This is a genomic window from Bacteroides sp. Phil13, assembly GCF_001940965.1.
Taxonomy (GTDB): domain Bacteria; phylum Bacteroidota; class Bacteroidia; order Bacteroidales; family Bacteroidaceae; genus Bacteroides; species Bacteroides intestinalis.
Window position 1 is genome coordinate 48,592 of record NZ_MSHA01000054.1, and the last position, 20,413, is coordinate 69,004.

At 44.0% G+C, this 20,413-nt stretch carries 20 protein-coding genes; 10 read left to right on the plus strand and 10 right to left on the minus strand.

Annotated elements, in window-relative coordinates; translation table 11 throughout:
* Window positions 1-352 precede the first annotated feature (352 nt).
* The 5 genes from BWI44_RS10510 to BWI44_RS10530 all read left to right on the plus strand — a co-directional run bounded on the left by BWI44_RS10510 (window position 353) and on the right by BWI44_RS10530 (window position 7,825).
* Window positions 353-2,737 (plus strand): DUF2264 domain-containing protein, encoded by a 2,385-nt coding sequence (locus BWI44_RS10510; protein ID WP_195209563.1) that lies wholly within the window; start codon window positions 353-355, stop codon window positions 2,735-2,737.
* 25 nt (window positions 2,738-2,762) lie between these two features.
* A complete protein-coding gene (locus tag BWI44_RS10515; protein ID WP_118216333.1) occupies window positions 2,763-4,151 on the plus strand; it encodes a sulfatase family protein in 1,389 nt (462 codons plus the stop codon).
* A gap of 30 nt (window positions 4,152-4,181) precedes the next feature.
* Window positions 4,182-5,987, plus strand: a complete 1,806-nt coding sequence (locus tag BWI44_RS10520; protein WP_195209562.1) for a family 43 glycosylhydrolase — start codon at window positions 4,182-4,184, stop codon at window positions 5,985-5,987.
* A gap of 19 nt (window positions 5,988-6,006) precedes the next feature.
* Window positions 6,007-7,374 (plus strand): sulfatase family protein, encoded by a 1,368-nt coding sequence (locus BWI44_RS10525; protein WP_212746784.1) that lies wholly within the window; start codon window positions 6,007-6,009, stop codon window positions 7,372-7,374.
* 94 nt (window positions 7,375-7,468) lie between these two features.
* Window positions 7,469-7,825 (plus strand): hypothetical protein, encoded by a 357-nt coding sequence (locus BWI44_RS10530; RefSeq protein WP_195209561.1) that lies wholly within the window; start codon window positions 7,469-7,471, stop codon window positions 7,823-7,825.
* Window positions 7,826-8,280: 455 nt separating this feature from the next.
* Here the strand turns inward: BWI44_RS10530 and BWI44_RS22370 are convergent, their stop codons facing one another.
* The 6 genes from BWI44_RS22370 to bamJ (BWI44_RS10555) form a co-directional block, all read right to left on the minus strand.
* The gene (locus BWI44_RS22370) at window positions 8,281-8,520 is read right to left on the minus strand and encodes a hypothetical protein (protein WP_374937247.1); all 240 of its coding nucleotides are present in this window, start codon (window positions 8,518-8,520) and stop codon (window positions 8,281-8,283) included.
* 46 nt (window positions 8,521-8,566) lie between these two features.
* The gene (locus tag BWI44_RS22375; RefSeq protein WP_390392789.1) at window positions 8,567-8,716 is read right to left on the minus strand and encodes an ORF6N domain-containing protein; all 150 of its coding nucleotides are present in this window, start codon (window positions 8,714-8,716) and stop codon (window positions 8,567-8,569) included.
* 558 nt (window positions 8,717-9,274) lie between these two features.
* Window positions 9,275-9,586: a DUF4491 family protein gene (locus tag BWI44_RS10540; protein ID WP_007661686.1), complete on the minus strand. Its 312-nt coding sequence runs from the start codon at window positions 9,584-9,586 to the stop codon at window positions 9,275-9,277.
* A 10-nt stretch (window positions 9,587-9,596) separates the two neighbouring features.
* Window positions 9,597-10,061: an Lrp/AsnC family transcriptional regulator gene (locus tag BWI44_RS10545; protein WP_007211685.1), complete on the minus strand. Its 465-nt coding sequence runs from the start codon at window positions 10,059-10,061 to the stop codon at window positions 9,597-9,599.
* 192 nt (window positions 10,062-10,253) lie between these two features.
* A complete protein-coding gene (gene bamJ / locus BWI44_RS10550) occupies window positions 10,254-11,120 on the minus strand; it encodes a BamJ family beta-barrel-assembly machinery protein (protein ID WP_007661689.1) in 867 nt (288 codons plus the stop codon).
* Window positions 11,121-11,141: 21 nt separating this feature from the next.
* Window positions 11,142-11,738, minus strand: a complete 597-nt coding sequence (bamJ, locus tag BWI44_RS10555) for a BamJ family beta-barrel-assembly machinery protein (protein WP_007661691.1) — start codon at window positions 11,736-11,738, stop codon at window positions 11,142-11,144.
* A 192-nt stretch (window positions 11,739-11,930) separates the two neighbouring features.
* Between bamJ (BWI44_RS10555) and BWI44_RS10560 the strand changes: the two genes are divergently transcribed.
* Complete coding sequence (locus BWI44_RS10560; protein ID WP_286813268.1) at window positions 11,931-12,632, plus strand: SIR2 family NAD-dependent protein deacylase; 702 nt, start codon at window positions 11,931-11,933, stop codon at window positions 12,630-12,632.
* A 170-nt stretch (window positions 12,633-12,802) separates the two neighbouring features.
* Here the strand turns inward: BWI44_RS10560 and BWI44_RS10565 are convergent, their stop codons facing one another.
* From BWI44_RS10565 to BWI44_RS10575, 3 genes are read right to left on the minus strand one after another with little or no spacing between them, the layout of a single operon-like run.
* Entirely contained in the window at window positions 12,803-13,549 is a 747-nt protein-coding gene (locus BWI44_RS10565; protein ID WP_195209560.1) for a glycosyltransferase family 2 protein, read from the minus strand.
* Complete coding sequence (locus tag BWI44_RS10570; protein ID WP_007661696.1) at window positions 13,542-14,807, minus strand: glycosyltransferase family 4 protein; 1,266 nt, start codon at window positions 14,805-14,807, stop codon at window positions 13,542-13,544. The genes BWI44_RS10565 and BWI44_RS10570 overlap by 8 nt, the downstream gene beginning before the upstream one ends.
* Window positions 14,804-16,078, minus strand: coding sequence for a glycosyltransferase (locus BWI44_RS10575; RefSeq protein ID WP_286813277.1), 1,275 nt, complete (start codon window positions 16,076-16,078; stop codon window positions 14,804-14,806). Before BWI44_RS10575 ends, BWI44_RS10570 begins: the two co-directional genes overlap by 4 nt.
* A gap of 129 nt (window positions 16,079-16,207) precedes the next feature.
* Between BWI44_RS10575 and BWI44_RS10580 the strand changes: the two genes are divergently transcribed.
* The 4 genes from BWI44_RS10580 to BWI44_RS10595 all read left to right on the plus strand — a co-directional run bounded on the left by BWI44_RS10580 (window position 16,208) and on the right by BWI44_RS10595 (window position 19,445).
* Window positions 16,208-17,059 (plus strand): hypothetical protein, encoded by an 852-nt coding sequence (locus BWI44_RS10580; RefSeq protein ID WP_044532069.1) that lies wholly within the window; start codon window positions 16,208-16,210, stop codon window positions 17,057-17,059.
* Window positions 17,056-17,808 (plus strand): cytidylyltransferase domain-containing protein, encoded by a 753-nt coding sequence (locus tag BWI44_RS10585; RefSeq protein ID WP_007661705.1) that lies wholly within the window; start codon window positions 17,056-17,058, stop codon window positions 17,806-17,808. Before BWI44_RS10580 ends, BWI44_RS10585 begins: the two co-directional genes overlap by 4 nt.
* Before the next feature lie 82 nt (window positions 17,809-17,890).
* Window positions 17,891-18,928 (plus strand): N-acetylneuraminate synthase family protein, encoded by a 1,038-nt coding sequence (locus BWI44_RS10590; protein ID WP_007661707.1) that lies wholly within the window; start codon window positions 17,891-17,893, stop codon window positions 18,926-18,928.
* A gap of 13 nt (window positions 18,929-18,941) precedes the next feature.
* A complete protein-coding gene (locus tag BWI44_RS10595) occupies window positions 18,942-19,445 on the plus strand; it encodes a 3-deoxy-D-glycero-D-galacto-nonulopyranosonate 9-phosphatase (RefSeq protein WP_138292182.1) in 504 nt (167 codons plus the stop codon).
* Here the strand turns inward: BWI44_RS10595 and BWI44_RS10600 are convergent.
* Window positions 19,420-20,412, minus strand: coding sequence for a glycosyltransferase (locus BWI44_RS10600; RefSeq protein WP_286813291.1), 993 nt, complete (start codon window positions 20,410-20,412; stop codon window positions 19,420-19,422). The genes BWI44_RS10595 and BWI44_RS10600 overlap by 26 nt on opposite strands.
* Window position 20,413: the final 1 nt, after the last annotated feature.

Here is a 20,413-nt window from a genome sequence, read left to right on the forward strand (position 1 = left end):
GCTCTTTGACTATAAGGCTTTTGCAGAATGTATGCTTCTTTGGTACAGAAACTATATACCTAATGTGCAGGAACTATATATCTGACGCGTTGGAACTATATATCTGATACGTCAGAACTATAGATGCAATCTGCAGAATATAGAGTTCCTGTACATAGAATATGTATAACGGGCGTATATTATGCAATATTCCGCATTTATATTCAAGCCCAAGAGGCATTGACAGTCTGTTTGGGGTTTCCGGATAAAATGCGTTGTAAGGCAAAAGCCTGTTTCCCTCTCTTTTTGTAAAGACAAATAGGAAATTCTGATATTATAAGAAATAAGATAATAAGTATAAACCTTTAAAAGGATGATGATGAGAAACGGAAAGAAAGTTTTAGTTATAGGTTTGGTTCTGTTGGCAGGATTCGCCTCTTCGGCATCGGCAGTGACAAAAGGTATGAAAAAGGTTGTTGAGGATGCGCTCGACTTCTCTGTCAGACAGTCAATGTCCATGTTCGGTGAGATGAAAGACCAGAAAGGCATATTGCCCAGAACGGCGAAGGATGGAGAGATGATTACCTGCGATTCCGGTTGGTGGACAAGTGGTTTCTATCCCGGTACGTTATGGTATTGTTATGAGTATAGCAATGATCCGCAGGTGAGGGCAGCCGCCGAAGAAATGACTTCGCGTGTAGAAAAGCAGAAGTATACGACCAGCAATCACGATGTTGGCTTTATCATCAATTGCAGTTTCGGCAATGGCTACCGCCTTACCCGTAATGAAGCTTACAGGGAAGTGATAGAGACTGCGGCCAAATCCTTATCCACCCGCTTCCATCCGGTGACGGGTTGCACTCGCTCGTGGAACAGCAAGAAATGGCAGTTCTCCGTAATCATCGATAACATGATGAATCTGGAACTTTTTACGGTAGCCTCATCCATGACGGGAGATAATTCTTACTATAATAAAGCAAAGTCTCATGCCGACCGTACAATGATCAATCATTTCCGTCCGGATGGCAGTTCATTCCACGTGGTTAGTTATGATACGATTACAGGAAAGGTGCTGAACCAAGTGACACACCAGGGCGTGGGTGATCAATCTGCTTGGTCGCGTGGTCAGGCATGGGGATTATATGGATTTACTATGATGTACCGACAAACGGGTAAGAAAGAGTATCTGGACCATGCTATTAAAATCGGTAAGTACATTATGAATCACCCGCGTTTGCCTAAAGATAAAATCCCTTACTGGGACTTTGATGCTCCCGACATTCCGAAAGCTGATAGAGATGCTTCGGCCGGTGCCATTATGGCTTCGGCTTATGTGGAGCTGAGTACTTATGTAGAAGGCGAACTGTGCAAGCAATTCCTTGCAATAGGTGAACAGCAAATAAAGTCGTTGGCTTCTCCGGCCTATCGTGCCAGGAAAGTAGGCGATAACAATCATTTTATCATCAAGCATTGCACTGGTTTCATGGCAAAGCAGTATGAGATAGATGCTCCATTGACGTATGCCGATTATTATTTTGTAGAGGCTTTGCTTCGCTATAAGAATTTGTTGGAAGGGCGTCCGGTAGTTGAGACGATTACGGCTTTCTCTGAAAATCCGGATCGTTCTGCCTGGTTGAGTTCACTCCATCGTATCTCCTATCCGTTGCTGACAAATATGGCGAAAGGTGAACTTCGTAAAAATATGCCGGTTGAATCTATCGCCGCTGATATGCAGAAAAGAAGAGAAGTGACACATCTGGAAGCTTTAGGCAGACTGATTACAGGTATTTCGGCTTGGCTGGAACTGGGGCCCGACAATACGATAGAAGGTAAACTGCGTGCCCGGTACATCGATCTGGCGTTAAAGTCGATTACCAATGGAGTTGATCCGGAATCGCCCGACTACCTGAACTTCAATAACGGACGTCAACCCTTGGTGGATGCCGCTTTCCTGGCTCATGGATTACTGAGAGCCCGTACACAACTGTGGGATAAACTGGATAAGACCACTCAGGAACGGGTAATCAAGGAACTCAAATCATCAAGAGTGATAAAACCTTCCGAAACCAATTGGCTGTTTTTCTCGGCAATGGTGGAGGCTGCCTTAAAGGAATTTACCGGCGAGTGGGAGTATGACCGGGTGAAATATGCCTGTGACCGCTTTGAACAGTGGTATAAGGGAGATGGCTGGTACGGTGACGGGGCCGAATTCCATCTGGACTATTACAACAGTTTCGTTATCCACCCGATGATGGCGGAAGTGCTGGGTGTGATGAAGAAACACCAGATAGAAGGTGCCATACCTTACGAACTTGAACTCGAACGTTATGCCCGCTATGCAGAGCAACAGGAAAGAATGATTTCTCCCGAAGGGACTTTTCCGATAGTGGGTCGTTCATTAGCTTACCGTTTCGGGGCTTTCCATGCCTTGTCCGACGTTGCTTACCGGAAATTGCTTCCGGAAAGAGTGAAACCTGCACAAGTGAGATGTGCACTGACAGCAATTATCAATCGGCAGACACAAGCTCCCGGAACATTCAACCCCGAAGGATGGCTGCGGGTGGGCTTTGCCGGCTATCAGCCTCATATTGGAGAGAGTTATATTTCAACAGGTAGCCTCTACTTGTGCTCTGCTGTGTTTGTAGCCCTCGGTTTGCCGGAATCAGATGAGTTTTGGGCTTCGCCTGCAGCAGACTGGACTTGCAAGAAGGGATGGGCAGGCGTCGATCTGAATGTGGACAAGGCCTTGAAGAAATAAGGATGAATTCTAAGAAGAATTGCTTATGAAGAAATTCGCAAGTGTCGTGTTGTATGGATGTGGCATTTCATTGTTTGCTTCCTCTTGTGTGCAGAAAGCTGAAGAAAAGAAGCTGAATGTCCTTTTCATCATGACCGACCAGCAGAGGTATGATATGCTGAGTTGTGCAGGCAATCGCTATGTCAGTACTCCTTCATTAGATCGTTTGGCTGAGAACGGTGTCCGGTTTGAACATAATTATTGTGCAAATCCGGTATCGATGCCGTCACGTTTTGCAATGGCAACAGGACGTTATGCCGGCGAAATAGGTTATACAAATAACTCTACTAAGCCGGATACTTTAAGAGTCTTGCCGGTTGCCCGTGAAAGTTCGGTTGGAAATCTTTTCCGTAATGCCGGCTATCAGACAGTCTATTCCGGTTATCCGGGCTTTTATTGTGGAAGGACTCACATGGAGGAGTATGGTTTTACCCAGAATGGTACGGATTATTACGAGGGTCCTGCCGATTTTGCCGAGAACTTTCTTGCTGGCTATAATCCGGCTCAGGATGAACCTTTTTTCCTATATCTCTCTTTCATGAATCCTCATGATATTTGTTATGGGGCAGGTTTTGATCCGAGATTTCCCGATGAGCTGCGCCCTCATCAGATAGCTGCTACGCAGAAGTATATAGATTTGCGTAAAACACTAAGTGATGAAGAATATCGTGCACAGATACCTCCCGTACCTGCCAATGTGGAACCCAACGGGACGTATGCCGAAATGAAAGCAATCGGTTCCGGTTCCCGTGACTGGACAGAAGAGCAGTGGGATTTCTATCGCTGGATGTATTGTCGGCTTGTAGAAGATGTGGAACAACAGATCGGACGTATCCTGGCTGCGTTGGAAAACTCCGGTCTGGCAGATCATACGATCGTTGTCTTTACTTCAGATCATGGAGAAATGGGACAGTCTCATGGCCTTGTTTTTAAAAGTCGCTTGCTTGAAGAAGCTACCCGTACACCGCTTATTATTTCCGGTCCGGGAGTGAAGAAAGGAGTTGTAGACTCAAAAAGCCTGACTAGCGGAATTGATCTGGTACCTACGTTATGCGACCTGACAGGAATCCCCGTACCGGAGAACTTGTCCGGTAAGTCACTGAAACCGGTTCTGACCGGGCAAACGGATAAGATTGACCGTGAATATATTATCGTAGAGTCTAGTTCAGGCTATCAGATTAATGACGGACGTTATAAGTATACAGCCTTTACGCGTGGAGATAAGGAAGCGTCTTTGATGGATATTCTGGCTGATCCTGGCGAAATGTCCGATAAAGTTGCTGATCCGGTTTATGTAGCAGAGAAAGAACGCTTGCACGGTTTATTGATGAAGGAAATTAAAAAAATAACAGAACAGCTTCCGGCAGAGAAATAAGCCGGAAACTCTATTAATCTCAGTATTGGCATGAAAAATAAATTATCCCTTTTATTGGTGTCTTTTTTTCTCTTCTCCTGTGCGGAGAACAAACAGGTAACGGAACAGCAGACAACGTTTTGTAATCCGATGAATTTGGATTACGGTTGGGGATGTTTCCAAAAGAGAGAGAAGAAAGCCCGTACGGCTGCCGATCCGGTAATCGTATTGTTCAAAGACAAATATTATCTCTTTACTACAATGGATATCGGCGGTTATCGTGTATCCGACGACTTGATTACATGGAAGGATGTCTATTTTAGTCCGGAGATACATGCATCTGCCCTTGATATTGACCATTATGTGGCACCTGCTGTAGCTGCGGATGATAATTATGTCTATTTTATAAACTTTACCCGCGACCGTTCCAAAAAGAAAGTAGACGTGATTCGCTCTGCTGACCCGGAAAATGGAAAATGGGAAAAATGCGGTGAGGTACGGCGTATGGCCGATCCCTGTCTGTTCATTGATGATGAGCGCTTTTATTTCTATTATGGGTTGGGTGCAGAACAATCTACTACTTTCTTTGAAGTGAATCCTGAGACTTTTGAGGAAATAGAAGGTACGAAGAAGGTGCTCCGTGAATATATCACGGACGTTAAAGAGTGCACTTCCGGTTATCACTTCGGGCGCAGAGAACTGTATGATGAAATCGACGCTTCTGCCTGGATGGGTAAGTTCGAGAAGATACCTTGCCCTGAGGGTGCCTGGATTGTGAAGAACAATGATAAGTATTACCTGCAATATGCCACACCGGGAACCATTTGTAACTGGTATTGCGATATTGTTATGGAGAGTGACAGTGCGAATGGAGGTTTTGTTGAACAGCCTTACAATCCTGTTTCGTTGAAGGTCGGTGGTTTTATTGGTGGGGCAGGCCATAGTTGTGTATTCAAAGATAAGTATGGTAACTGGTGGCAGGCAACTTCCATGTGGATTGGTAACCACGATGAATTTGAAAGAAGAATCGGATTGTTCCCAGTATCATTTGATGCGAAAGGGCGGATGAGAACTCATACCGTATTGGGTGATTATCCGATGCTATTACCTCAGAAGAAGTTTGAGCCGCAGGATATCTCTGCTTTTGGCTGGATGCTCCAGTCTTTCAATAAAGCTTGTATGGCTTCTTCTTCGCTTCCGGGTTTTGAACCGGAGAAAGCAGCGGATGAGAATGTCAGGACGTGGTGGTCGGCAGAAAGCGGTAATGCAGGTGAGCATTTCGTAATGAACTTTGGTAAGAAAGTGCAGATTAACTCTGTTCAGATCAACTTTGCCGAACAGGATATAAATCCGGAGGCTCCCAAAGAGACAGACTATCATGCCTACAAACTATATACTTCGAACGATGGGCATACCTGGAAGCTGCTTGCTGATAAGTCCGGAAACAAAACAGCGGTTCCTCATGAATATCTGGAACTCTCCAAACCTGTAGAAGCTTCTTATATGAAGGTGGAGAATGTACATACTCCCAAAGAAGGTAAATTTGCACTGTTGGATTTGCGGGTATTCGGTTCCGGTTATTCGGATAAGCCCGGACAGGTGAAAGAACTTTCTGTGAAAAGAAACCAGGAAGATGGAAGATACGCCTCGATTGCCTGGAATAAAGCATCCGGTGCCGACGGTTATTTGGTTCGCTTTGGTTATCAACCCGACTTTCTGAATCAATGTATTCAGGTGAAGGGAAATGAAACCACTGAACTTTTGCTACATATTCTCACTAAAGGTGTGAAGTATTATTATCGTGTGGATACCTATAATGACAGTGGAATTACGGAAGGTAATGTTATTTCGGAGTAGGACTTTGGTTCTTCTTCCTATGTTGACTTGTGCTGGGCTTATGCAAGCTCAGCACAAGCCTAATGTTGTTATCATCTTTACCGATGATCAGGGATATCAGGACCTTGGTTGCTATGGATCGCCATTGATACAAACCCCGGCAATAGACGGGATGGCAAGGGAAGGACTAAAACTGACAGACTTCTATGTATCTGCTTCTGTCTCCAGTGCCTCACGTGCGGGTCTTTTAACCGGACGACTGAATACCCGGAATGGAGTGAAAGGAGTATTCTTCCCGGAATCCGAAGGTATGCCTTCCGAAGAGATAACCTTGGCAGAAGCATTGAAAGAACAAGGTTATGCAACAGGTTGTTTCGGTAAATGGCATCTGGGTGACTTGAAAGGTCATCTACCCACAGATCAGGGGTTTGATAAATATTTCGGTATTCCTTATAGTAACGATATGTATATCGGTCCTTCTCAAAAATTTGCTTCTAATGCTGTGTTTAGAGAAGGGTATACTCTGTCTGAAGCTAAAGCGGATCAGGACTTTGTGAGAAATGCTCCCAACAGAGCGACGATAAAAAAGAGACTCAATAGTGTATCTCCTTTGTTTGAAGGAGATGAAATCATAGAATATCCTTGTGATCAGTCTACTACTACCCGTCGTTATTTTGATAAAGCGATTGAGTTTGTTGGGCAGAATAAAGAGAAACCTTTCTTTGTTTACATTACTCCTTCGATGCCCCATATTCCTTTATTTGCATCCGAGCAGTTCAGAGGCAAGAGTAAACGTGGGCTTTATGGAGATGTTGTGGAAGAAATAGATTGGAATGTCGGACGCTTTCTCGACTATCTGGATCAACAAGGATTGGCGGAAAATACGTTGGTTATTTTTGCATCTGATAATGGACCGTGGTTAGGCTATAAAGAAGATAGCGGTTCTGCCGATCCGTTACGTGGCGGTAAATTCTCGTATTATGAAGGCGGGGTGCGTGTACCTTGTATTCTGCGTTGGAAGGGTACTATCCCGGCAGGAGTAACCAGTGATGCGATAATTGCCAGTATTGACCTATTCCCAACAATAATGCATTATGCCGGTTGCAGGTCGTTCAGGCAGGAGATTGATGGAGTGGATATATCATCATTCTTGGAAAATCCTTCTTTGCGGTTGCGTGATGAGTATGTCTATGTAAAAGGTGGTGAGGTGCATGGAATACGTAAAGGAGATTGGGTTTATTTGCCTAAAACGGGAAATAGTAAGTTTAAGGAAGGTGATGTGCCTGAGTTGTTTAATTTAAAACGGGATATTGGAGAGACTAATAATCTTCATCTGGAATATCCAGAGAAGGTGAAAGAATTACAGGAAGTAGTGCAGCTATACCAGGCTTTAAAAGTTAAAAAATAGACTTTTAGGGTATCATTAATGAAAAAAGATATGTTTTTTTGCAACCTGTGATTCTCTTTCTGCGTCTAATAGATAAATAAAAAACAGAAGAGCTATGAAAGTAAATTTATCTATGGATGATATCCGTACAAAAGTAGAAGAGTATATAAAGAAAGCAGGCCGTGCTACAGGTCGTCCTGTGTTTACAGTCTATTATGTAATGACTGCTGATACGACTCCCGATAGTGAGCGCACCAATATAATGCTTGCTTTGGTAGCCATTGTCTTCCCTACCAGTATAGAGGATGTTCTGGGACAACTCTTTATGGTAGGTAAAGGTTTTGCTGCTGTCTATGCTTATAAGAAGGTAAAGAAATATATCACTCCCCAGATTAAAGATAAAGTGGAAGCTAAACTCGATGAGTGGTTCCATGATAATGTGACGGAGGTGGAGCCATTGTATCTGGAATAACAGTTTCTTATTTTCAATAGGTATAAAAAGGGCATCTGATAAAATTGGATGCCCTTTTTATATCATTAGAATATGTTCCTATTAATTCACAAACAGAGAGTTGTGTTGTACATCTTCTATGTTTCTTTGAATAGTTTCTTAATACTTACCAAGTTAAGAGATGGGAAGCGATTAAAAGGAAGAACATGCTTACCCTGTCGTATTAATTTCATGATTCGTGCTTCACACTCTTTATTCAAGAATGCTTTGAAGTTCTCCAGAAAGTCCATCACATTGCCATGTAGTTGCTCAATTTAATTTGGGGTTTGTTACACTTGTTTTGATAGCATTGTATGAGGTAGTTTACTTCTTGTTTCAAGGGAGATGATTGTTTGATTCTTAAGTCCTTAGTTAAGTCTTTAGAGGTTGCAAACAGACTTGTAGATAATCTTTTCATTCGTCTGTTAAGAGTAAACCTAAGGCTTACTGAAACATTCATTTTGCATCCGCGTATCGTCATTAATATCGTTGTAATCGGCGAACACTTCTTCTATGTAGTCTTTCAACTCTTTCATTTGCTGTTCTAATTGCTCTACTCTGTCTATCTGTGGAACTGCTGTAATCAGTTGTCGCATGGCAACAAAAGCACGTACCATCAGAACACTTGTCTGAATGGCAATATCGCTTCTTAATACACTGAAAGCATTAAACTCCATGCTCCGTAAAAGCCAGTGGCATAGCGGATTTAGGTCGTTTCATTCGCTATCTCATCACAAATTGTGATGAGATAGAGTCCCATTCCTCTAATGTAAGTTGAAACATGAAGCCTTTAGGAAAGCGTTCTATGTTACGCTTGACTTTAAGTACACGAGTTTCTACTTGGTACATTTCTGCATGGTCGAAGTCAAGCATTACTTTCTGACCTCTGATTTTATATATTTTGCTTTAAATTACTTGTAATTGTTCCATTGATTTAATCTTTCGTGGTGCAATGGTAACCAACTCTGTATAATGTAAATAGAATGTACGGATAAAATTTCAGTATATGGCATAAAAATATTTCTGGGGGGATGGAATAGACTTGTTGCCAGCCGTCTCATTTTTCTGTCAAGCGTGAATCTTAGCTTTACGTTGTAAGTACCATCTAACTTTTGTTCTTGCTTCTTAATTTTCGCTTTGATAATCAGTATGTTATACACTATTTAATTAGTCAACAAATAGCGTTTCAGACCTATATTACAGCCGATTTCGGTAGTGGGCAGTCATCATAAGCAAACAAAAAGAAAAGCGCTAACTGCTTGATTTCATGCAATTAACGCTTATTTTCTTTGTGGACCAGCCTGGGCTTGANNCTAACCAACTGAGCTACAAGTCCGGTGTTATCCTCATCGGATAGCGGGCACAAAAATAGTATATTCAGTTGAAATATGCAAACCTTTCGGGTAAAATATACTGTTTGCTGCTTTGTTTTTAGAACTTATACGTACGTTTGGGGTTCTTGGGGAACCATCCTTTCTTTACGCGGTCTTCCTGTTCAAAGACTTCTTTGATCGTCCAGAACGAGGAAAAAGCAAATACACCTAAGAGGGAAGCAATCAGGATATTTTCTACACAAAGTGAAGCAGCGACACCTCCGATGCCCAGTACAAGAAAAATCCACCAGCACTTGGTACCCCAATAGTACTCGGCCTTTACTACCACAGGGTGAAACAACCCGATGATAAGAAAAGTACAAATGCCGATGAACAGTCCCGAAAGATGATATTCGTTTAAGAATTCCATAAACTATCTGTTATTTCTCCGGGCAAATGGGAATTTCCTTTTTGATGCTTTGCTCCAGTGAAATCAATGTTTCAGTAGCGGTTACGCCCGGAATTTCCTGCATTTTGTTATTCAGCAAGTCCATCAGGTGTTCATTATCGCGTGCATAAACCTTTGTCAGCATTGTATAAGGGCCTGTGGTGAAGTGGCATTCCACGATTTCCGGTATCTTTTCCATTTCGGCAACCACTGATTTATACATGGAACCTTTCTCAAGCTTGATACCTACATACGTGCAGGTTCTGTATCCCAGAGATTTAGGATTCACATGATAACCGGAGCCGACAATAACGCCTAAATCAATCAAACGTTGTACACGTTGATGAATGGCAGCACGTGATACGCCACACTCAGCAGCTACATCTTTGAAAGGAATGCGGGCATTCTGAGAGATGATTTCCAGAATCTGCCGGTCAAGATTGTCTATTTTTTCCATAATATCAATTTATGTAAGTTCTTGTTTTTATCAAATAGTAAGCAAATATAGGACTTTATTTTAATTTCTCTATAAAAATGGAGGAAAAAATAGGGAAAGAGTAAAAAAGAAGCGGACGAAGCAGATGTTTTTGTTTACATCCGTTTTGTCCGCTAAGTTTATGCAGGTGAAGAAGAAATCTTCAGCTGATATTTATTTTTCGATACCAACGAGCTCTACTTCGAATATCAGAGTAGAGAACGGTTTGATCTGACCGCCGGTTTCTCTGCCACCATAAGCCAGGTCCTGAGGGATATAAAGTTCCCACTTAGAACCTACAGGCATCATAGTGAGGGCTTCTGTCCAACCTTTGATAACTTGATTAGCACGGAAAGTTGCAGGCTCGTTGCGTTTGTAAGAGCTGTCGAACTCAGTACCGTCAATTAAAGTACCCTTGTAGTTTACTTTCACTTTGCTGGTGTCAGCAGGAATCTCACCTGTACCTTTGGTGATGATTTTGTATTGCAGACCGCTCGGAGTAGTTACAACACCTTCTTTACCTTTGTTGTCAGCGAGGAATTTTTCACCTTCAGCTTTGTTATCAGCATACTTAACTGCCAAAGCTTTCTCTTTGATGCTTTCCATACCTTCGCGCATGTAAGTTGTTGCAGCTTCTTTAGTCATAACGCCAGTCTTACCTGTGATACCTGCAATGAAACCTGCCAGCATGTTTTCGCGGCTGATAGTCTGAGTAGAGTCGCTACCGAAGATTTGTTGGTTGAAACCTTCTACCCATTGTTTGCCTACCATTTGACCGATTTGCATACCAGTCATATAAGCGAGGTCTTTTTCGCTGGTCTTAGCAGCGCCTTCGTTGAAACCTTTGATGAATTCAGCCATCTGAGTAGTATCAACACCTTGTTGCATCAGATACTGAGTTAAGCCTTCTGTACGAGCCATACCGATGGCATAAGACAATGAGTCAACTTCTGTTTTCAGATTTGCTTTCGGACTTTGTGCAGTACAGGAAGCTAAACCTGCGCCTACTGCAAGAGCCATGATCAATGTTACTTTTTTCATTTTGCTTTTACTGTTTATTTTTTATTTTTGGGATAATATTTCAAGTAATTCTACTTCGAAGATCAGTGTGCTGTGAGGCGGTATCATTTCGCCTGCACCTTGTGCACCGTATGCCAGGTCGGAAGGAATGTAGAGTTTCCATTTGGCGCCTTCGGGCATGAGTTGCAAAGCTTCTACCCAACCGGGGATTACCTGGTTTACACCGAACACGGCAGGTTGTCCGCGTTTGATAGAACTGTCGAACAGAGTTCCGTCAACCAGTGTACCTTCGTAGTGACATTTCACCTGGTCGGTAGCTTTTGCATATTTGCCTACGTTGCCTTCGTTGATGACTTCGTACTGCAAACCGCTTGGCAGGGTAACAACCCCCGGACGCTGCTTGTTTTCTTCCAGGAATTGTTTGCCTTGTTCTATGCTGGCGGCATTCATTTTCTCTTCCAGTTCGGCGAAGTATTTGTTCACTATATCGCGGGCTTCTGCATGCGATATAGCGGTTTTGTTTCCTTCTAATACGTCTTTGATAGCTTGTGCAAAGTCATCTACTTCGATGCCTTTTGCACCCATGCTTAATAAATTTTGACCTATTCCAAGGCCGATAGCGTAACTGAATTTATCCATATATCTTTTGGGTTGCGACTGAAAGTGATGTATCTTTCAATCAGTTGCAAAATTACAAGTTGCAAAAGTAAGGGTTTTATTTGAATGATTTATGCTTTTAGGATTTAAATTTTCTTATATCTGTGCCAACTTCGGCAATCTTCTGTATTTTTGTAGGAAAGAAACTGCGATAAATAGAAAGGAGATATGGCAATGAAGAAGAATTTAGTGATTTTGTCCGGTGCCGGAATGAGTGCCGAGAGTGGCATTAGTACGTTTCGTGATGCAGGCGGACTGTGGGATAAATATCCGGTGATACAGGTAGCCAGTGCCGAAGGGTATGTACGTGATCCGGAGTTGGTGATTAACTTCTATAACGAACGCCGTAAACAATTGCTTGATGTGGAACCGAATGCAGGACATACAGGGCTTGCCGAGTTGGAGAAAGACTTTAATGTGACGGTAGTTACGCAGAATGTGGACAATCTGCACGAGCGTGCGGGAAGTACGCACGTCATTCATCTGCATGGTGAGTTGACAAAGGTTTGTTCGAGCCGTGATCCTTATAATCCCCGTTATGTAAGAGAGCTGAAACCGGAAGAGTATGAAGTGAAGATGGGCGACAAGGCTGGCGATGGTTCTCAGTTGCGCCCGTTTATAGTCTGGTTTGGTGAAGCTGTACCGGAGATAGAAACGGCTATCGGCTATGTGGAAAAGGCGGATATCTTTGTAATCATAGGTACTTCGATGAATGTGTATCCGGCAGCAGGTTTGCTGAATTATGTACCGCGGACGGCAGAGGTGTATCTGATTGATCCGAAACCGGTGGATACGCACTCGATGAGGCAGATACATGTCATTCAGAAAGGAGCTTCGGAAGGAGTGAAAGAACTGAAGACAGAGATTCTTCACTAACTCCTTGTGTTGTCTACAGACTGAAACTTTTGCCATATCTTGCCATCGTTTTGGCACAGTTGTGCCATAGACATGGCATAGTCTTGCCAAGGCGATGGCAAAACTGTGCCAAGGCTGTGGCACAACTCTGGCACTGTATTAGGTGGAAAGTGTGAGGCTTACTTTGAGTTTTACTTCTTTAATATCATCCGCAATACAAACCATGCATGATGTGCTACGGTACTTACCAGCCCGTAATGTTTCACCATGATGCGGAAGCGTTCCCGTAGGGAGGCTTTCTGATTCTGCGTGGTCATGCCTTCTTCCAGATAATCGATAAGCGTGAGGTGCGTGTTGTGCAACGTCCGTGCTTTTTTCATGATGCGGATGCACCAATCAAAGTCGGCAGAGAAGCGGTATTGCATATCGTAGGGTATGGCCAGACTTTGTTTAGCGAAGAAAGCCTGATGACAAACAAGCATCCCTTGCTTGAAACTCTTCCATGTCAGCACTTCGGGTGCGGAGAGGCGGCGCATACGGAGGAAGTGCCTCTCTTTATTAACCAGAGCCGTTTCACCATAAATTACGTCCGGCAGTTCACCAATTCCTAGGGTATGTACCATTTGCTGCAAAGTGTCATCTTCGTGGAAACTGTCTCCGGCATTGAGGAAACAGAGATAGTCGCCGGTTGCCAGGTTGATGCCTTTGTTCATGGCATCGTACAGTCCCTTGTCCGGTTCGCTGACGATCTGCGTAATGCGGTCACGATACCTTTCGGCAATGGAGAGGGTTCGGTCTTTGGAAGCACCGTCTATAATGATGTACTCTATGTGGTGGTAGGTTTGGGAGATCACACTTAGTATCGTGTCTTCCAATACGGCCTCGGCATTGTAAGTCACGGTGATGATGCTGAACTTGGGCGTAAGGCGATTATGCATGTCTTCCGGTTATTTTGTTGTAAACGTCAATATATCTCTTGGCAATGGCGCGTTCCGAATAATTGGAAACAGCTTTCCGGCAGGCTTGTTCGGCGAGGGTGGCGTATTCCGGTTCAGTGAGTATCCAGTAGATGCCGTTGGCGAAGTCTTCAACCGATTTATATTGCGCCACATAGCCGTTGTGCAGGTGGTCTATCATTTCCGGTATGCCGCCTACGTTGAAACCTACGCAAGGTATGCCGCAGGACATGGCTTCCATAATCATGTTCGGTAGATTTTCTTCCAGGGATGGGGTGACGAAGAGGTCTACGGAATTGTAGATATCTACCAACTGATGCTCATTGCTGACGAAGGCGAGCGGATAAACCTTGAAAGGCAACATGTTCTGTATTTGTTGCGACTGGTTACCGAAGACCACAACACCCAATTGTTCTTTCAACTCCGGATATTTCTCTGCCAGCAGCTTGCACGCCTTAATCATGTAATCTACCCCCTTGCGGGTATCCATAATCTTCACCGAACCGAACAGAATCAGTTTACTGTCTTGCGGAAGCATACACTTCTCCCGTGCTGCCTTTTTATCATGAGGCTTGTAGAGGTTGGTGTTGATGGGATTAGGGATATTCGTAATGACGTGTCCGCTGAAAAGGGCACTCTTCTTGGCTCGTTCTTCCAGCCAATGACTACAGGCAACGAAATTGATGTGGCGTCCTTCGTACAGTTTCTGCTTTTTAAGAAATATACGGTGGGAGAGGTCTTTCTTTCTGCTTCCGTTATGGATAAAAGGGCAATGATGGCACTCTTCTTCGTAATGCATGCATCCGCCGGAGTAGTGGCAGATGCCGGTGCATGGCCACATATCGTGCATGGTCCAGACTACAGGCTTGCCCGAAGCAAGAATCTTTTCGATGTTCTTTAAAGAAAGCATTCCCTGGTTGATCCAGTGAAGATGTATGACGTCTGCTTGTTGGAATTCCGGCAAAGCGGTGATATCCGTACCGGTATTGGCTATGTCTACAGCAAAGAGATGTCTTTTATTGAAGTGATTGGCCTTCCAGATAACGATTCGTTCCCATACGAATTTCCATACCATGCGCAGGTTGTGGGGCAATTCTACTACGGTGATCTGTTCGGTTTGTTTGTCGCGCACCAGTAGTTTGGCTTTGATGCCGTTATTCTTCAGGGCTTCCATCAGGCGGCTGGCGGCTACAGCCGGACCGCCTATCTTCTCTGTAGTATTAATAAGTAGTATTCTCATTGTGTTACCTTTCTTCTGATTAAGTTCTGGTAGAGGTCGAGATATTGCTTGGCAACGACTTCACCGGAATATTTTTCGGAAACTTCGTTTCGCATATTTTCTTCCGATAGGGTGGCTCGGGCTTCGGTTATTCCCCATCGGATACCTTCCGCCAAACTGTCGGCGGAGAGGTAATCGGCTAAGAAACCATTCTCCTTGTGACGAATGATGTCGGCCTGTCCGCTATTGCCGAAAGACACGGGGACACAGCCGCAGGCCTGTGCCTCGATTAATGTCTGACCGAATGTTTCATAAAAAGATGCGGATACGATGACGTCTGCAGCGGAGTACAGCTGTGAGAGTTTGTCCGTATCACCTATTCGTCCAAAGTAGGTGTAGCTGACGGGGAGGGTGCTGAATAGTTTCTCCGGGTATTTGATTCTGCCGAATAAGGCCAGATGGAGTTTCTCTTGCGGGAATTCTTTCTTTTCAATCAATAGCCGGATTGCCTGAATCAGGTATTCCACTCCTTTGATAGGATCGTCGATACGGGCGGCTCCGAACAGAATGATATATTTGTCGGGCAGGGACAGTTCTTTGCGGGACAGTTCCTTGTCCATGATCCGGAAGTCGGCAAGTGAAAGCGTGTTGGGAATAACGGATATCGGCTTCTCTTTGAGCAAAGTGCTTTGCTGTACTTGTGAGGAGAGCCATTTGCTAACTGCAACGATATTCAGTCGATTGGTGGCATTGAACAGTTTCTGTTTCTTCTTGAATGTCCGGTGTGCCAGGTCGTTTTTGCCTGGGAAACGTAGGAAGGGACAGTTTCCGCATTCATTTTTGAACAGGCTGCAGGTATGGGCATGGTGGCAGATGGCTGTACATTCCCACATGTCGTGCAATGTCCAGACAATGGGCTTACCCGATTCGATGATTTCCCGTATGTTTCTCAGTGAAAGCATTCCCTGGTTTATCCAGTGGAGGTGTATGATATCAGCTTCCCGGAATACGGGTAGTTTGGTTACATTGAAGCCGGTGTTGGCTATGGATATGGTAAAGAGGTTTTTCCGGCTGAAGAGATTGTTTGTCCAGATAACCAGTCTTTCCCAAAGGAAAGTGCATTTCTTTTGCCAGTCTTTGCCTACAGGGATCACCTGTTCCGATTGGCTTTCCTTATGGAGGACGAGCATCTTCACGTCTGTTCCCGCTGTATAGAGCGACTCCATCAGGCGTCTGGCAGCAATGGCGGCTCCGCCTGTTTTCTCGGACGTATTGATTATAAGTACTCTCATGTTGCGGAATGTTTTGGCAAAAGTACAGCTTTTACCGCTTTATATCCACAAATTCGCGGTTTTTTTAGCCAATAAAGGCGAAAGTATCTATCTTTGCAGAGGAAGTTTTATTATCATTTGACAATGAATATGGGAGAAAAGGGTTTGAAATGGTTGGAACAGCTCTGGCAGTGCTTTCTCAGTATAGTGAAGATTCTGTTGCAGTCCAAGTGGGGTACACGTTTACCGTCTTCTTTCAGCAATCCGGATGAGTTGCTGATATTGGCTAACGGTCCTTCGCTGAACCGTACCGTAGAAGAATCCGCGGACTTCATACAAGGAAAAACTTTACTGGCTGTGAACTTTTGTGTAAGCTCACCTATGTTCGAGCGTCTCCGCCCTGAGCTTTATCTGATTGCCGATCCGTTGTTCTGGATTGTTCCTGAGAAGCGCGTGCAGCTTTTCAAGACAATGGCCGAGAAAACTACCTGGGACATGAATTTTTTTGTTCCTGCCCGTGCTCTGAAAGATAAAGAATGGCAACCCTTATTGGCCGGTAATCCTCATATCAAACTCTATATTTATAACACAACGCCCATTGAAGGCTTCCAGAGTTTCTGTAACTGGATTTTCCGTAAAGGATGGGGTGTTCCCCGTCCGCACAATGTGCTGATACCTTCTATTGCCATGGGGTTGCGTCTGCCATTCCGGAAGATTTATCTGGCAGGTGCCGATCACTCTTGGTTGCCGGAAATCACAGTAACAGATGATAACGTAGTATTGATGCACCAGAAGCACTTCTACGACCAGAACAAATCGCAGGCCGACACCGTGAAGCAGGAGAATCTGAATAGCGCACGACTTTATACGATTCTTTATCACATGCATGTAGCCTTTAAGTCTTACTTTATTCTCGAAGCCTACGCCCGCAAATTGGGTAAGGAAGTAATCAACGTTACCCCCGGTTCTTATATCGATGCTTTTAAACGGATGAAAATATGAAAGATGGAATAATTATTCAGGCACGTACCGGTTCCACCCGGTTGCACAATAAGATACTGCTCCCTTTCTATGGCGAACAGCGCATTATCGACATTCTGATAGCCAATATCAAACAGGCTTGTCCGGATAAGTGTATCATACTTGCCACAACCAACCGTCCGCAGGATGATGTACTTGCCGAAGTAGCCCATCAGGCAGGCATCCTCAGTTTTCGTGGTGATGAGGACAATGTGCTTGATCGCTTTATCCGTGCTGCCGAAGTCTTCGGCGTGGATCGTTTTATCCGTGTTTGTTCGGATAATCCTTTTCTGCGTCCCGAAACTTTCAATACTTTCTTTGCCGAACATGCTTTTTGTCCGGCAGATTATATCGCCTATGGCTTTGCTGACGGGCGTCCTACTATTAAATCTCACTTGGGTTTATATTCTGAGCTGACAACGATCAATGCTCTGCGTCGTGCGGCAGTTTCCACACAAGAGAAACTCCACATCGAGCATGTCACCATCTATCTTTATACACATCCTGAAAAGTTCAAGGTGCGTCTGCTTCCTTTGCCTGCCGAGTTGGAGGGCCGTTTCGATCTTCGTTTCACCCTCGATACGATGGAAGACTTTACCCTGCTACAAGAGCTTTATGCTACTTTCTATGAAAAGACTGATCGTAGTGTTCATGCCCTGTTGCAACTGGTGCAATCGCATCCCGAATATCGTGCCAAGATGCTGGAGAATATTGCAAGAAATGAAAAATAGGAAATTAATTATGAATAGTGAGTGATGAATATCTTCCGCTACGCTCACAATCCATAATCCATAATTCATAATTCATAATTTCATGAGTACTTATATAATAGGAGAAATCGGACAGAACCATAACGGTTCCGTCGACATAGCCAAGTTGATCGTAGACCTGGTGTCCCGCCCTGTTCGTGAAGAAGTGTTCAATATAGAACTCCGTCCGATGGATGCGGTGAAACTGACCAAGCGTGATCTGAATGAGGAACTGACGGACTCGCAGATGAACCGTCCGTATGATTCTCCCCATTCTTTCGGACGCACCTATGGCGAGCATCGCGCTTTCCTGGAACTGACGGACGAAGAGCATCTGGAAATCTATAAGCATGCCAAGGCTTTAGGCCTCGATTTTGTGGAAACGCTTTGTTCCAAAGGCTGTCTCTCCTTGTTGAAGCTCTTCACTCCCGACCGCCTGAAAGTGGCAAGCCGTGACCTTACCAACTTGCCGTTGCTGGAAGTAATGGCCGAAACGAAGATACCTATTATCCTGTCTACCGGTATGGCAGGCAAGAAGGAACTGGATGATGCTTTGGAAGTTATCACTCGCTATCATGATAACATTTCTATCTTGCATTGTGTATCCCAGTATCCCACACAGCCCGATAATCTGAATTTAAAGACGATTTCTTATCTGAAACAGCATTATGGTCAATACTGTATTGGTTTTTCAGATCATACCATTGGCATTGCTGCCCCTATCGTTGCTGTAGGTATGGGTGCGGAGATCATCGAAAAGCATGTCACTATCGACCGTCGCATGAAAGGAACCGATCAGCAAGGTTCGCTCGGACCTGATGGTGTGAACCGCATGATACGTGATATCCGTATTGCCGAACGCTGGCTGGGAAAAGAAGAATTGTATATCGACTCCTCGGTGACTTCGGCAAAAGTGAAACTGGAACGTTCTATTGCAACGAATAAAACCTTGCATCCCGGAGACATTATTACTGAAGATGATATCCATTTGTTAAGTCCCGGTGATGGCTTTAAATGGGCCGAACGTGAGAAGGTAGTAGGGCATAAAGTATTGAAAGAAATTCCCCGTAATGAGATCATTTATCCGAGTTCTATCATTTAACTGTTATTGAATTATGTTGCCGAAATTAGTGATTACCGATATTGATGGTGTGTGGACCGATGGCGGAATGTATTATACTGCTGAGGGAGATGTTATGAAACGTTTTTCAGTGAAAGATGGTTGGGGGGTGATATTCCTGCATAAATTGGACATACCTGTTGCCATTATGACCGGAGAAAATTCACAAATCGTTCAGAAGCGTGCGGATAAGCTGAAGATCAGCCATTGCTATATAGGCGTGAAAGATAAAGTCGCTCAGGCCGAAGAAGTCTGCCGGGAACTGGGCATCACACTGGATGAGGTTGCCTTTATCGGTGATGATTTGAATGACTTGCCTTTACTGCGGAAAGTAGGCTTTAGTGCCTCTCCTTGCAATACTCCTGACTATGTGAAGCAGGAAGTAAAATACGTAACGGTTGCCCACGGTGGGCATGGCGCTTTCCGTGAGTTCGTAGAAAAGATATTGCAAGATAATGGAGCACTGCAGTCGGTTATTGCATCTTGCCTGGAGCGTTGAGTCGTACTTTGGAAGGACGAATAATTCCTAATCCGTAATCGCGAATAAAGAATAAGGGCAAGAAGAAACTTTTTAAGATACAGAGAACTCCTTTGTCTTTCTGAGGGAACAGTTCGTTCCTGTAATGGACACAAATCAATCCGGCCTTGATTATCTCATACAGGGTTCCTGTTTTCATGCATGCAATTACCTGGCGGTCCGGTTTAAATTTAAATTGAATTCGTTGATACAGACGAAAATACTCGCGGCTGATTTGACGCTTCGTGTGGTCGTGCAAAGCACATAATGCAGTATAATAACCATACAACTTATTCTTGTTTGCCTGTCTGCTCGTAAAGGTGCTTGCGTTTTCGTGCCTGCGCCAGTGTACAAGTACTTGGTTGATGTATTTTACATCTCCCATGCTGCTGCATAGTGTGTAAACGAGGCTGTCGTATGATACATTATATGTTTCGAACTGGTGGATAAGCGGAAGCACTTCCCGACGAAAAAGAATCTGATGCCCGTATGCTTTAGGGTTGACAAGTACACTAAGGGGATGCGGATGTTCTCCCCAATCCTTTTTGTGCAGCAGTCCCATATTCGGATTCTTTTGATTAAACAATACCGAATTGTGAAAGATAAGCGTGGAATCTCCGATCTCTCTGATCAGGATTTCTATTTTGTTCGTTTCCCATATATCATCCTGATCGGCACTGGCTATATAGTATCCATTTGCCTTTTGGTAGGCTGACAGGAAATTCTGATTATATCCCAGTCGCCTTGAATTCTGGAACAAATGAATGATGCTAGGGTATCTTTCCTGATAATCATGAATGATTTCAAGGGTGTTATCAGTAGATAAGTCATCCTGGATAATGATTTCTATGGGAGAGTAGGTTTGGTTTAGGAGAGACATTAATTGCTCTTTTAAATATCTCTCTCCATTGTAAGTGCACATTACAATGGAAACAGTTTTATTTGTCATT